The sequence below is a fragment of the Ilumatobacter coccineus YM16-304 genome (assembly GCF_000348785.1).
Lineage (GTDB): Bacteria > Actinomycetota > Acidimicrobiia > Acidimicrobiales > Ilumatobacteraceae > Ilumatobacter_A > Ilumatobacter_A coccineus.
The window spans coordinates 1,370,623-1,383,303 of the sequence record NC_020520.1; the positions used below are offsets into that span (position 1 = coordinate 1,370,623).

Sequence of the window (12,681 nt, forward strand, 5' to 3'; positions counted from 1 at the left end):
CCCGAAGAGCGCGCCGGCGACGCGATGAGCTCAGGGTCGGCGTAGTGGTCGTTAGCGGCTGGTCACTGGCAGGTTCGGCCGTTCGCTGATTTCGCGGCAACGACCACACGGTTGGCGCTGAGCTCCTCTGCGATGAACGCAACGATCAAAGCGATTGCTGCAAGGATTCGCGTTGTTGTGGAGTCGGCGACCAGCCCCGAGATGAGGAGTGTCGATTTCAGTGCAGCGAACGACACGAACGACATCCAGCGAACCGTGTCGGCACGATCGGCCCATCGGAACTCGCGGCCGTCGTCGGTGCTCTTGCAGTCTTGTTCGAGTCGCTCGGCCAAGCCCCCAGAGTGGGTCCGCCCAGGTTTCGATGTGGCCCGGAGGCGTATTTCGACATGAACCGGCGAGTTGGGTCTCCGGCAAGACGGTCGCGTTCGCGGTGTGTGCCGCGGACTACAGCAACGAGACGGGTGATGATCTACCCGTCCAATCGTTGCATCGAGTGTGAGGCGACGCATTCCTGGGTGGCCTCGGCCGATCGTATGTGCCGATCAGGAGCGGCGTGAGGCGGTTGCGGCCCGGGACATTCTGGGCGCGCTCTTTGAAGATGTCATGCGACCTGTTGCGTTGAGAGGAGCGTTACATGTAACGTCCTGGTATGGCTCGTCAACGTTCGACTTCGGCAAGTGCGGTCCGCGTGCGCGCTCATCGCGACCGGCTCCGCGCGCAGGGCTTGCGGCCAGTTCAATTCTGGGTGCCCGACGTCCGATCACCCCAGTTCGCACAGCAAGCCCACGATCAATCGCTCGCCGTTGCCACGAGCGGCCAGGAGTCTGATGATCAAGCGTTCATCGACGCCCTCGGCGACGAAGAGTGAGGCGCGGCGAGATCTGGACCGCTGCCGCCGGGAGCGGGTACGCCGGCAAACCGCGACCGGTCGTCATCATCCAAGACGATCTTTTCGACGCGACTGCGTCGGTCACGGTCTGCGCGTTCACCACTGACGACACCGATGCTCCACTGTTTCGAATACCTGTCGCCGCCGACGAGGCGACCGGAATCCGCCAACCGAGCCGGCTCATGATCGACAAGATCACGACCGTTCCTCGTGCGAAACTTGGCGAACGGATCGGCCGACTATCCGACGACGACATGGCCAGACTCGCACGATCGGTCGTCGTGTTCCTCGGCCTCGCAACATCTTGACCAGCGGCGAGCACCCGCACGATCTGGACGGGGTCGTCCGATCGGATGTGCCGTTCTCGCGCAGGTTGGGGTAGTTGCGTGCGGTGTTGTTCTGAGCGTTCTTCTCGTCAGTCGAACCAATTGAAGACCACATCACCGACACGGTCGGGTTGGTGATATCGGACCTGCTCGGCTTCCTCGTCCTTCAATGGCAGCAGGTGACCTTCGGTGAGCGAAGTAGCCAGATCGAGCGGGTCAGCAATCGCGAACCCGTTGGCCAGAAACACCTCGGCTCCAGCCACGGTCACGAATTCAGCAGTCGCGACAAGGGAATGATCGCCACTCACCGCTCCGACAAGCCTGATGGCTGGGTTGAGCATGACCGTGGTCGAATCGCCGCCAGAACCCCTCACCAGGACCCGAGCAAAACTGCGGCCGACCGTGACCGGAGCAACTGCTCCGACGACCTCGGCAGAACAACAACGGGCTGCGGTGTGGACCGCTGCGAGCCACTGTCGCTGCATCTCTGGGTCGGGTATTGGAAACACGCACCCCGCAACAATCAACGACGACTCCATGACACGGCCAAAACTACCTCCGCGGCGCGCTGGCGCCCGGCGGAACCCCGTGGCCTCGTCTGCATGATCTGATCGGTTTCCACCGCACTCATGTGCCGTTCCCGGACGCTGCATGCCGCTCGGGCAGCCCGGTGATATCGAGCGCCTTTGTCGCCAGTGCTTCAGCGAACTGGAGGCCGCCCGAGCGCGTCTCGAATCAGGTCGGCGTGCCCGGAGTGCCGTGCGGTCTCATCGATCATGTCTGCAAGGAGCCAACGGAGATTGACCGGCTTCTTGTCGAACGACAGCAACGCCGCCAGCGTGTCCATCGACGCGCACGCTGCCGTGGCGGTTCGGCTCAGCTCGCGCGCTGCGACGTACAGGCCGAGGAGTTCCTCGGCGCTGTCGTTGTCGGCTGAGTGGAACGACCACTCGTGCGCATCTCTGTCGTCGACCGAACGCCTCGGTACGGGGAGCTCGAGACCGAGCAGCTTGTGCTGGAACCATCGATCCTCGGTGAACGAGAGGTGCTTGACCAACCGGCCGGTCGTAAGGTTCGTTGCCGGGAGCGGCGAGTGTGCAGCTCATCGGGTGTCAGGTCGGACGCTTGGGAGACGACCGCTCGACGTTCTTCGTCCAGACGTTCGGTCAGACCGAGGCGCTCCGATGACGGCTGAAGATCGGCCAACCGCTGTGGCGGACTCATGCAACGAGTCTCGCATCATGCGGCCCGCAACGGAGGGGCACCAACAAAGGCTGCCTCGCTGGTCAAACCGAACATTCACGAGCAGGTCGGCGATTGGACCCTGCCGCTCGGCGGGGCTCGACCCTCTCGAGTGGTGGCGAACTACGGGAGTTTGGAAGCGAGGACGTCGGCGGGCAGGATCTCGGGCGCTGCGCCGAGGAGATGCTGGTTCGCCATCAGGGCTTCGACGATTGCGCCGTTGGCGTGGGCGTCGCGAGCGGCCTCGTCGGGAAACGCGTCGAAGATCCAGAAGGTGTCGGGGTGGGTCCTGACCGCGAACCAGACGATCGTTCCTTCCTCTTCGTTGGCGAGTTCGACAGCGCTGGCGAGCAGATCGCCGAGCGCGTCGTGCTGTCCATCGGCCGCGACGATCTTGGCGACGAAGGCATACGGGAGTGACGCGGGTGTCGACATGGTGGTCTCCTTGATTGGGGTTGTTCGTGTGAGAAGTCCAACCTACGACGAGCGAGGGTCGATGACGAGTGGCGCATGCGGCAGCATTGCTACCGTTCACGCCATGCGTATCGGACTGATCGCGCTCGACGGTTGCTTCGGCTCGGCGGTCGCATCGGTGATCGACATCTTGCGGGTGGCGGACGGAGCCCGCAGCGATGTCGACCCGCGTATCGACCCGATCGAGCTCGCCATCGTCGGACCAAAGCGGCGGGTGACCACGACGACATCAATGACCCTGTCGGTGGACCATCCTCTGTCGGAGTCCGGCGACTTCGACGTGGTCGTCGTCCCTGCGCTTGGGACCCTCACTGCCGCCGCCACCAACGACGCGCTGCAGAGCCGAGGTGCCCGTTTGGTCATCGAGTCACTCGCGCGTCTCGACGACGCGACCACCCAGATCGCAGCAGCGTGCACCGGTGTGTTCACCGTCGCCGAGACCGGACGGATGCACCACCGGCGGGCAACGACCAGCTGGTTCCTGGGGCCGGAGTTCCGAAAGCGCTATCCGACCGTCGACCTCGATCTCGACACCATGGTCGTGGTCGACGGAAACCTCGTCACCGCCGGCGCCGCCTTCGCCCACATCGACCTCGCACTCTCAATCGTGCGATCGGTCAGCCCCGACCTGGCCCAGCACGTCGCCAAGCTGCTCCTCATCGACGAGCGCCCGTCGCAGGCGGCCTTCGTCGCCTACGAACACCTCCGGCACGATGACCCGATCGTCGTCGAGTTCGAACGCTTCGTGCGCGCCCGCCTCGACGAACCGCTCGACGTCGCGTTCGTCGCGCAGTCGCTCGGCACGAGCCGGCGCACCCTCGAACGACGACTCCGTTCGGCGCTCAACCTCACTCCGCTCGGCTTCGTCCAACGTCTACGCATCGAACGGGCTCGGCATCTCTCGGCAACCACCGACCTCAACTCCGCCGAGATCGCCCTGCGGGTCGGCTACGCAAATGCCGAGACACTCCGCTCCCTCCTGCGCAGACAACGACGCCGTTCCTGAGTCCAGCACCATGCATGTAGCCGGTGTAGCAACGCGCAGTTGGATCCGATCGCACGCAGGTAGACGGCGTTCTGCGGGGCGCGTTTCCGAGCGCGTCAGAGCCACATCCGCGTCGGTGTGCTGCGAGGGGTTCGTACGAGCGGCCAGGATGGATGGATGTCGGATCGTCCGCCACAGTCGTCGTGGGTGAGTGCGAGAGTCGTTGTCGCCGAATCATCGATCGAGGGCCGTGGCTTGTTCGCCACCACCGACCTCGACATCGGCGACGTCGTTGTTCACTTCGGCGGGAACGTCGTACCGACGACGAACTCCATCATCTGCTCGCTCAGGCCGTCTCAACTGACGGCTACGTCGACTCCAGTGGAGTGAGCGCCGACCAACACCTTGTGCTCGACGATTCCCTCGCACGTTTCGGCAACCACTCCTGCGACCCAACGGTGTGGCTCGATGTCTCCTTCTCGCTCGTCGCACGCCGACACCCTGACGGGCGGCGATGAGATCACGGTTGACTACGCAACCTTCTCCACGCTGCACGAGTGGTCGATGCGATGCCGTTGTGGCACGAAACACTGCCGTGGCGTGGTGACCGGCAACGACTGGCGCCTTCAAGAGCTTCAAGCCAGGTACGGCGACCGGTGGAGCGAGAACGCGCAGCGCCTGATCGCCTCTCAACGGGCCATGGGCCCGGACGTGCGTGGCTGGCGACCGCTGATATCGCGCACCCGACCGAGCACCGACGTGCCGGATTGTGCGGTCGGGGCAGAGCGTGGGTTGGAGTGTTATGGGCGGCTGTCAGGTCGTCAGCCGGTCGGTGCTGGGACGGTGTTGAGCGTGGGCTGGCGGATGCTGAGCGAGATCGCTCGCCCGACCTCGAGCGGCGATGTGGTGGATTCACCCGCGGCTTCGAGTTCGGCGACGGTGAAGCCGTTGAATCCGAGGAGTTCTACGACCGGGATGTCTTGGGTAGCGGCGATCGACTCCCACGTCTCGCCGGGTTCGATGGGGTGGAGCTTGCCGGGCCGCCAGGCGGCCGTGATCCGCACCTCGGCACCACAGGCAACGGTGTCCCCCGGTGTGGTGCCTTGGTCCACGACCGCATAGTCGTTGTCGGTGGCGGTCTCACCCTCGGGCGGTGCCTCGCGCATGACTTCGAAGCTGAGCCCGCTGGCGAGCAGCTTGTCGACTGCTGCGGGGTATGCCATGCCTGCGACACTCGGGATTGCTGTCTGGTCGCCATCGGCGCAGGTCGGCTCAGGCACCATGGTCGTCGTCGGACGGATTGTGGTTGGGGGAATCATGACGACGGTGCCGGCGTCGAGGGGGTCGTCTGGTCCGATGCCGGTCCAGCCGTTGTGGGCGGCGATTGGTGCTGTGTCGTCGGGCGAGAACCCGAACTGCTCGGCAATCGTTGCGAGGGTGTCACCGTCGATCGTGGTGTAGAGCTGAACGCCGTCGGATGAGTCCGGGGCGGTGAGCTGTGGGGTGTAGCGGTCGAGTTCGGTGCCGGTGCTATCGAGCCAGATGATGGTCTCAACGACGCCGGCGGGGACGGTGGTGGAGTAGTAGCGGCTGGGGTAGTTGGCGAAGGGGATCGTGTTGATCTCGATCGGGTCGTTGCCGGTGGTGGTGATGCGAATGCTTGTCGCGTTGGCGGTCGTCGAGCCGGCGATGGTGGCGGTGCCGTCGGAGTGGATTCTGACGATGGTTCGTTGGCTGATGTCGCTGCCGCAGGTGTCGATGTAGTTGAGGCCGACGCATTCTTGTCCGTCCGAGGTGGCGACGATGAGTCCGTCACCGTCGTTGTCCCATGCGTCCCAGGGTTCGGCGAGGTCGGTGATGATGACCCGGTTGGGGATGGTCGCCGGTCCGTCCGTGACGCGTATGGCTTCGGCGATGTCCATCAGATCGTCTTCCCGTGCGGGGGGGACGGCGACCCATACGAGGACGCCGGGGCGTTCTTGCCAGATGACGGCGGGGTCGGTTTCGTTGAGGTAGTTGATGGCGGGGTGGCCGCGCACGGTGGTGTTGGTTTGTGGGCCGTCGCCTTGGGTTGGGCCCCAGCGGGTGGCGTAGGTGGCGGGGTCGAGGTCGGTGAAGGTGGTGCCGATGGAGATCTCGGGGCCCGATTGGGCGTCGTCGGTGGCCGCTGGTTCACCGGTGTCGAGGGGATAGCTGACGAGGTTGACGCCGGCGATGCCTTCGATCTTGTCGCACGACCCGAGATCGGCGGAGAGGGTGACACAGCGGGTCAGGGTGTCGAACCAGTCGGTGTGCACGACGGGCTCACCGAGGCTTTCGGGGCCGAGGTAGAAGTCGGTGGCACCGTCGTTGACTGGGAGCGGGTCGAAGCCGTCGCAGCCGGCGTCGGTGCACAGCGGCAACGACGAGGAGGTCGACGCTGCGCTGTTGTCGGGCGGACGCGAGACGTCTGGCGCTGTCGTGGCGCCAGCGGGTTGGGCCGCCGGCGCGGGTGCGGCCCCGTCGTCGCGGTTGGCGGCGGCCCAGAGCCCACCGAGCCCGAGCACGGCGACCGCCGCAGCTGCGCTGGCGACGGTTCGGCTCCTTCGTTGGGGTCGCTGGGACTCGGCGTCGCCGATGGGGAGCGTGCGCACCGTCAGGTCGACTTCCTCCTGCCGGGCGGCTGCGGGACGCGCATCGGGTTGGGGTTCAAGGTGGGGGAACAACTCGGCGCGGATGTCGGCGAGCTCGGCGTCGGTCATTGCGTCGCTGGGTCGAAGCTCGGCGAACATGGTGATCTCATCCATCGGTCTCTCCTTGTCGGACGATCTGTGCGAGTTGGGCGCGGATCCGCGTCAGGCGGGATCGAACCGTGCCTGGCGGTATTCCGAGCGCGGCGGCGGCCTCTCGGCTGGTGAACTGTTCCCAGGCGATCAGGATCAGCAGGTCGCGGTCGTCGGGGTCGAGGGTGGCGACGGCGTCGACGACGCGTTGGTAGTGGGCGCTGGCGTCGAGGCGTTCGTCGACGCGCAGCAGCGGGTCGACTGGCTGGACGTCGGCGCGTGCGGAGCGTGCTTGGATCCGGAGCCGTCGTTCCTCGGTGCGCCAGTGCCGACGGATCAGGTTCGAGGCGATCCCGAACAGCCATGCCCGTTCGCCGCCCCGGCCGGGTTCGTAGCCGTCGAGTTGCTGCAACGCGATGCGGAACGTGTCCGCCACGATGTCGCGGGCCAGGTTCGCGCCGACTCGTCGCGTGGCGTAGCCGGCGAGCGCGCGGGCATGCTGGTCGAACCAGTCCGCCACCACCTCAGTGGCGGGGTCGGATCGCATGGCGGGCACGTCCACGTCAGGCATCACACCAACACTTGCCCGCCGACGGCCACCCTGTTCACACGAACCTGTCGAACAGCTCGAACGGACGGCCCGAGCGGCCTACAGCTCGACGAGGTCTGTCTGCTGGTCGAGGTTCGGGGTGAGCTCGACGCGGGGGCTCGGCCCATCGTCGGAAATGAACCCGACCGTGGGTGGGCGCTCACCATCGGGGATGGTCACGATGACGAACCTGCCGTGGTCGGTCGTGGTGTCGGAGATGATCGTGGCGGTGGTTCCGTCTGTGTAGCCGTCGGCCGGGTTGAGATGGTCCGAGGGGCGCAACGTCGGGTCGCCGGTCTGGGCGTCGATGCTCGTGGAGATCCACACGACCCCGATCCGGCGGTCGCCGAGATCGAAGCCCTTCGCGGCGTGCGCCTCGTCGAAGCCACCGTCGTCGTCGACCAGGATGCAGTCGAAGACGGGCGCGTCAAGACACAGGGCGTGGCCGTCGTCGTGGTCGGGGCTCGTACGCACCGACGCCTCGATGCCGTCGCTCATGCTCGCCTGGTCGTAGACCGCCCATCCGGCCACCTCGTTGTTGACTCCCTTGGCGACCGTGGCGGAAACGTCGATGAACTCGGCCGAGTCGGCGAACCGGACCCCGCGGGCGACATCCAGCAGCTCCTCGTCTGACAATGCGCTGGCGTCGCTGGCCATGGCGAGCGTGGAGCTCATCGTGACCTGCCTGTCGTCGTCCAGCCAGGAGATGATCGCGATTGCGCCGCTGGTGTTGCGGGTGGCGACTGCCGAGCGGCCGTCGATCTGGATCGGTTCCCAGTCGTAGCCGGTGCCGACGAGCTGGTCGAGGTCGTAGCCGAACCGGTTCGGTTCGCTGTACACGATCAGCCCGGGGCCGGTCCACGACGGCGCCAGGCGGATCGAGGTGGTCACCGCTGCGGGATCGGTCAGGCCGAGCTCGCCGGTCGGGATGAGCCCAAAGTCGTCGGGGATCGTGACCGTGCGCGCTTGGACGTCGACGACGAGGGACTCCGCTATCGGCCGCACCAACTCCTGGGCAGCACCGGTGGCGGACACCTGCATCTGATACGAGTTCTCGAACCACGTGATCCCGGCTCGCGGGGTGGGGGAACCGCTGGCCGCCGGATCGTCGGTCCACTCATCGGCCGGCACCCCACGCACTGTCGAATCGAACTCGTCGTCGGCGAGGTTGGCTTCGTCGGCCGGGACGGGCCGAGGCGGTCGGACGTCCACCACACCATTGACCTCTCCAGCCTCGTCGAGCAGCGCCCACTGTTGAGACCCGAACAGCGAACCGCCAGGGCCCGCGTCGACCCCGACGACGTTCCATCCCTCAGGAACCACGTCGACCACCGCGAACCGGGTCCCATTTGCGATGATGAAAGGACCCGAACCGTCGGTGGCATCGACGTTCTCGTCCGCTGGGACCTGAAGATCGGGTTCCGTGTTCTGGGTCGTGTTGGTGGGATTGGACTGGGCTGGCGTGTCGGCGGGCGTCTCCGAACCCGGGCGTCCTGCGACGATCGCGATTCCTGCGAGTCCAACGACCGCTGCGGCTGCTGCGGCCCATGTCGCCGCACGTTGAACACGTCTGGGGTGTTCGCGTTCGGGTGCGGTCGCGAGTTTAAGGTCCGGACTGGCCGCCAGGTGTGGGTCGGCCATCGGTGGGCCGGCGGGTTCGTTGCTGATCCGTGCCCATACCCGCTGCGCGGTCGCCGGGTCGAGGTGCTCGTCGGCGGGACGGATTCGGTCGTAGAGATCGTTCATGATGGTCCTCCTCGTTCCTGTTCGGTGGCCGCCCGGAGTCGGGCACGTGCTCGGCGTACCCGCGACCTGACCGTGGCTGCGTTCATCCCGATAACGGCGCCCGCCTCGGCGCTACTCATCGATTCCCAACCGGTCAAAGCCAGCAATTCCCGGTCGATCTCCTCGAGGCGACCCAATTCGTCGATCAACGCTTCGGCCTCGGTCGCTGCGTCGACGCGGTCGACAACTCCGGTCATCGTCAACAGCGGATCGATGCCGGTGACAGGCGAGGCCGCGTCGCGGGCAAGTGCGCGAATTCTGCGTTCTTCGGTGCGCCAATGGCGCCGAACCAGGTTCGAGGCGATGCCGAACAACCACGTACGCATCGAACCGCGCTCGGGATCGAACGAGCTTACGGACGCCATCGCCTCGACGAACGTGTCTGCCAGCAGGTCCTCGGCGAGGTCCCGGCCCACCCGCCGAGCCAAATAGACGAACAGGCCATCAGCGTGCTCCGAGTACACGACTCGCCACCGGAGCCCGTTCGGCGCGTCACTGATGTTGTTCACACGCGGCTCCTCGATGCCAATCGGCGACCTCACAACAGATACTTGCCCGAACCGCACGCGCCTGTTGCAGCGTCCATGACCGCGGCCGCGTCGGCGGCCTCAACGATCAAGGGTGTGCCAGCCTTTCTTGGTCCGACAGTCGCGCACACGGGGCCTCGGCGGCGTCTACCTGTCGAGATGGATCTGATGCATCAACACCGAACCCCCGAGCAAGACGCCGCCGACGAACAACTCGACGTCGCCTGGCGCACCCACGCGCCAGCAGCGATGCGGTTCGCCACCGCGGTCGTCGGACCGATCGACGCCCACGACGTGACCACGACCGCGTTCCTGCGCGTCACCCAGCAGCCCGATTGGACCGACATCGAACACTTCGACCGCTACCTGATCCGCGCCGTCCGCAACCAAGCACAAGACCTCTACCGGCAACGCCGACGACGCTGGCAACGAGACCTCCTCGCGGTACGACCCGAGGCGACCACCGATCCGCTCCCTGATGTCGATCTGCTCCGAGCGGTCGCGTCGCTCAGCGTGCAGCAACGATCGGTCGTGTTCCTCGCCTACTGGCACGACATGACCGAAGCCGAGATCGCCGAGACACTCGACATCGCTCGCAGCACCGTCCACCGAACACTCGCACGAGCCCGCATCGCGCTCCGAAAGGCATTGACATGAACATGCAACTCGATCCCCACGTCAAGGCTGTGTTCGACGACATCGTCGCCCACACCCCAGACATCGGACCGACGCCGACCGGCGACGTCGTGCACCTCGACCCCGGTCCTTCCCATCAGGGCCGCCGCTGGCTCGCGGTCGCCGCCGCGGCGATCGTCGTGGTCGGCGTAGGCGCACTCGTCGCTGTCCAACGCCCGGGACCAGATACCCCCGACGTTGCGCCGGCGACACAACCTCCGGCCGCGGTCGCCGACCTCGCACCTGGCAGCCCGCTCGTGTTCGACGAGACACCCGCCGCGCTGCAGAACGCCACGTTCTCCGCGGGCAATCGGTTCGAACCGGCAACAGCGGGGGACCTCGCAGGCACCACCGACGTGCCCGAACTGGTCCGCCGCTGGTACACCGGCGACGCAGCACAGCCCGAGTTGTCCCCGTGGATCGCCGTCGACTCGTACCCCGCCGATCAGATGTCACCCGACGTCCCGCCTGACGCCGAACAGATCACCGTGCAGGGCGTCGACGGCCACATCTACTCCACACCCGTCACGACAGGGACGTCTCTCGAGTTCGCGGTCGATGAGGCCACCTACGTCCTCACCGCCGGCCACCTGACCGACGGCGACTTGCTCTTGGCCGCCGAGCACGTCCGACTTGCCGACGACGGCTACGGCGCCGTCATCGACCCGGCCGGACTCGCCGACGGACTGACCGAGCGCGGAGCGGGCACGATGATCGAGACGTTCTTCATCAGCCGCCAAGCATTCGAACACCCCATCCCCCAAACCCACTGGGACACCGCCGACACGAACGTCTGGGTGTCGGCCCTCACCGAAGACCCCGCGTTGCTGCCGCTCCAGCGGCTCGGCTACGCCACCGTCACCGACACCACCGTGCACGGCCAACCCGCCTATCTCACCTCCCTCGGCGACTACCAACCCGAATACCGAGGTGTCACCTGGTCCGAGAACGGCATCACCTATCTCCTCGGCAGCAACGGCTTCGACGACGACACCATCATCGAGTACGCCAACCTGCTTCGACCCGCCACCAGCAACGAATGGGAACAGTTCTTCGACGACACTTCTCAGGCTCAGACGACATCGGATCCACCATCAACGGCGCCTGACGAGCTGACGGCGTGGTTCGAGTATCGCATCGACTTCCTTGCTGGAGAGGGAACGCTCGAGGCGCTTGGGTACGAGATCACCGGCACGGACATGCCCATCGGTGGACCGGCGACCGTGACGATCGGATCGACGACCGACAACCGAGTGATCACGGTCCGCATGACGCCGGGCGAGCTCATCCAGCCCGAGGACCACTCACGGGTTCCAATCACCCTCTTGGAGCAGACCGATCAGATGGTCCAGGGACAGATCCTCAGCAATAACGGATGGCTATTCGAAGTCACCGCCGAGCGAGGAGCTGACGACGGACCACTGCCCACACCCGATCAGCTCCAGAGCATCCTCTTCGACCTCGACCCCTGATCCACGAGAGAGACGTCATCGACCGACACACCGCCCCTGGACTGCCGGGCGAGAGCGATCAATGAGACGGACCAGACCGACCATGCCGAGGAGAGGACTGGCCACGTCGCCGCTGTGCACCCGGTATTGACATCGCCAGTACGGCGCTCCTGGCGAGCAGAACCGGCAATCTGATCGCTGCATGTCGTCGCAGAAAGGCGCTCACGACGCCTGAGCTCACCAGGGGTGGTCGTGGCCGTCCCAGCGGATGAATCGGCCGGTGTCGGCGAAGGTGAGCGACTCGATCGTGGCCACGATCGCCGCGCCTGCCTCGTCGACCGAGAGGTCTGCTGCCGGCCCGCCCATGTCGGTCGCGACCCAACCGGGATGCATCATCACCACGCCGATGCCATCGGGTTCGAGCGCCGCGGCTGACTTCACGCCGAGCATGTTCAGCGCGGCCTTCGACACGCAGTAGGCCGTGTCGCGTCCCTTCCGCGCCGCGACCTGCATCGAGCCGAGCTGCGAGCTGACGTTGACGATCATCGGACGCCGACCGCGCCGGAGCAGCGGCAGCGCCTCGCGCGTCACCACCATCGGTCCGGTCACGTTGGCGTCGAGCACGGCGTTGAACGTCTCGGCGTCGAAGTCGAACGGCCCCCGAGCATCGTCACCGGCGCCGAACATCCGAGCGTCGGCGCCGGCACAGTTGACCAGCAGGTCGATGCCGTCGACCGTCGAGCCCAACGTCGCGAGGGCGTCGACGATGCTCGACTCGTCGCGCAGGTCGAGGCGCACGCAGCCAGCGAGATCGATCGGTGCCTCACCGCTTCGCGTCGTGCCGTGGACCGTGTGCCCGCGCTCGACGAAGCGTGTTGCGAGTTCGAGACCGAGCCCGCGGCCCACTCCGGTGATCAGGATGCGACGTTCGCTCATGACCCGCATTGTCGCGGATGGCGGGGGAGCGTCAGCGCGT

13 protein-coding genes and 1 pseudogene are annotated in these 12,681 nt (G+C 66.1%); 5 read left to right on the top strand and 9 right to left on the bottom strand.

All coding sequences use genetic code 11. The features are described from left to right. Positions 1-62: 62 nt before the first annotated feature. Complete coding sequence (locus YM304_RS06195) at positions 63-245, bottom strand: hypothetical protein (protein WP_154723333.1); 183 nt, start codon at positions 243-245, stop codon at positions 63-65. A gap of 404 nt (positions 246-649) precedes the next feature. On the opposite strand from YM304_RS06195, the gene YM304_RS06200 reads away from it, so the two are divergent. After that, positions 650-868: an antitoxin MazE family protein gene (locus tag YM304_RS06200; protein WP_015440799.1), complete on the top strand. Its 219-nt coding sequence runs from the start codon at positions 650-652 to the stop codon at positions 866-868. Then, positions 865-1,197 (top strand): type II toxin-antitoxin system PemK/MazF family toxin, encoded by a 333-nt coding sequence (locus tag YM304_RS06205; protein ID WP_015440800.1) that lies wholly within the window; start codon positions 865-867, stop codon positions 1,195-1,197. The genes YM304_RS06200 and YM304_RS06205 overlap by 4 nt, the downstream gene beginning before the upstream one ends. A gap of 107 nt (positions 1,198-1,304) precedes the next feature. Here YM304_RS06205 and YM304_RS24615 read toward each other — a convergent pair whose 3' ends face one another. The 3 genes and pseudogenes from YM304_RS24615 to YM304_RS06220 all read right to left on the bottom strand — a co-directional run bounded on the left by YM304_RS24615 (position 1,305) and on the right by YM304_RS06220 (position 2,892). Next, positions 1,305-1,754, bottom strand: coding sequence for a hypothetical protein (locus YM304_RS24615; RefSeq protein WP_154723334.1), 450 nt, complete (start codon positions 1,752-1,754; stop codon positions 1,305-1,307). Positions 1,755-1,915: 161 nt separating this feature from the next. Beyond that, positions 1,916-2,299, bottom strand: a pseudogene (locus YM304_RS06215) (mycothiol transferase); the annotation flags it as partial. A gap of 281 nt (positions 2,300-2,580) precedes the next feature. After that, the gene (locus tag YM304_RS06220) at positions 2,581-2,892 is read right to left on the bottom strand and encodes a putative quinol monooxygenase (RefSeq protein WP_015440803.1); all 312 of its coding nucleotides are present in this window, start codon (positions 2,890-2,892) and stop codon (positions 2,581-2,583) included. Between the two features lie 103 nt (positions 2,893-2,995). Here YM304_RS06220 and YM304_RS06225 point away from each other — a divergent pair, with 103 nt between their 5' ends. Then, positions 2,996-3,937: a GlxA family transcriptional regulator gene (locus YM304_RS06225; RefSeq protein ID WP_015440804.1), complete on the top strand. Its 942-nt coding sequence runs from the start codon at positions 2,996-2,998 to the stop codon at positions 3,935-3,937. Between the two features lie 800 nt (positions 3,938-4,737). Here YM304_RS06225 and YM304_RS06235 read toward each other — a convergent pair. From YM304_RS06235 to YM304_RS06250, 4 genes are all read right to left on the bottom strand, one after another. Beyond that, the gene (locus tag YM304_RS06235; protein WP_015440806.1) at positions 4,738-6,702 is read right to left on the bottom strand and encodes a PASTA domain-containing protein; all 1,965 of its coding nucleotides are present in this window, start codon (positions 6,700-6,702) and stop codon (positions 4,738-4,740) included. Further along, positions 6,695-7,249, bottom strand: coding sequence for an RNA polymerase sigma factor (locus tag YM304_RS06240; protein ID WP_070105281.1), 555 nt, complete (start codon positions 7,247-7,249; stop codon positions 6,695-6,697). Before YM304_RS06240 ends, YM304_RS06235 begins: the two co-directional genes overlap by 8 nt. A gap of 78 nt (positions 7,250-7,327) precedes the next feature. Further along, on the bottom strand, positions 7,328-9,013 hold the full coding sequence (locus YM304_RS06245; protein ID WP_015440808.1) for a hypothetical protein: 1,686 nt from the start codon (positions 9,011-9,013) through the stop codon (positions 7,328-7,330). Next, positions 9,010-9,561 carry an RNA polymerase sigma factor gene (locus YM304_RS06250; protein WP_015440809.1) on the bottom strand — a complete coding sequence of 184 codons (552 nt, stop codon included), beginning with the start codon at positions 9,559-9,561 and terminating at the stop codon, positions 9,010-9,012. The genes YM304_RS06245 and YM304_RS06250 overlap by 4 nt, the downstream gene beginning before the upstream one ends. Before the next feature lie 186 nt (positions 9,562-9,747). On the opposite strand from YM304_RS06250, the gene YM304_RS06255 reads away from it, so the two are divergent. Next, positions 9,748-10,236 (top strand): RNA polymerase sigma factor, encoded by a 489-nt coding sequence (locus YM304_RS06255; protein ID WP_015440810.1) that lies wholly within the window; start codon positions 9,748-9,750, stop codon positions 10,234-10,236. Next, positions 10,233-11,726 (top strand): hypothetical protein, encoded by a 1,494-nt coding sequence (locus tag YM304_RS06260; RefSeq protein WP_015440811.1) that lies wholly within the window; start codon positions 10,233-10,235, stop codon positions 11,724-11,726. The genes YM304_RS06255 and YM304_RS06260 overlap by 4 nt, the downstream gene beginning before the upstream one ends. A 216-nt stretch (positions 11,727-11,942) precedes the next feature. Here YM304_RS06260 and YM304_RS06265 read toward each other — a convergent pair whose 3' ends face one another. Then, on the bottom strand, positions 11,943-12,641 hold the full coding sequence (locus YM304_RS06265) for an SDR family oxidoreductase (RefSeq protein WP_231897633.1): 699 nt from the start codon (positions 12,639-12,641) through the stop codon (positions 11,943-11,945). Positions 12,642-12,681: the final 40 nt, after the last annotated feature.

What these genes read in the sequence shown, in the direction of transcription:
- YM304_RS06245 (WP_015440808.1), bottom strand. Translation starts at nt 9,013, where the DNA reads ATGAACGATCTCTACGACCGAATCCGTCCCGCCGACGAGCACCTCGAC.
- YM304_RS06225 (WP_015440804.1), top strand. Translation starts at nt 2,996, where the DNA reads ATGCGTATCGGACTGATCGCGCTCGACGGTTGCTTCGGCTCGGCGGTC.
- YM304_RS06265 (WP_231897633.1), bottom strand. Translation starts at nt 12,641, where the DNA reads ATGAGCGAACGTCGCATCCTGATCACCGGAGTGGGCCGCGGGCTCGGT.
- YM304_RS06220 (WP_015440803.1), bottom strand. Translation starts at nt 2,892, where the DNA reads ATGTCGACACCCGCGTCACTCCCGTATGCCTTCGTCGCCAAGATCGTC.
- YM304_RS06255 (WP_015440810.1), top strand. Translation starts at nt 9,748, where the DNA reads ATGCATCAACACCGAACCCCCGAGCAAGACGCCGCCGACGAACAACTC.
- YM304_RS06235 (WP_015440806.1), bottom strand. Translation starts at nt 6,702, where the DNA reads ATGGATGAGATCACCATGTTCGCCGAGCTTCGACCCAGCGACGCAATG.
- YM304_RS06260 (WP_015440811.1), top strand. Translation starts at nt 10,233, where the DNA reads ATGAACATGCAACTCGATCCCCACGTCAAGGCTGTGTTCGACGACATC.
- YM304_RS24615 (WP_154723334.1), bottom strand. Translation starts at nt 1,754, where the DNA reads ATGGAGTCGTCGTTGATTGTTGCGGGGTGCGTGTTTCCAATACCCGAC.
- YM304_RS06240 (WP_070105281.1), bottom strand. Translation starts at nt 7,249, where the DNA reads ATGCCTGACGTGGACGTGCCCGCCATGCGATCCGACCCCGCCACTGAG.
- YM304_RS06195 (WP_154723333.1), bottom strand. Translation starts at nt 245, where the DNA reads ATGTCGTTCGTGTCGTTCGCTGCACTGAAATCGACACTCCTCATCTCG.
- YM304_RS06200 (WP_015440799.1), top strand. Translation starts at nt 650, where the DNA reads ATGGCTCGTCAACGTTCGACTTCGGCAAGTGCGGTCCGCGTGCGCGCT.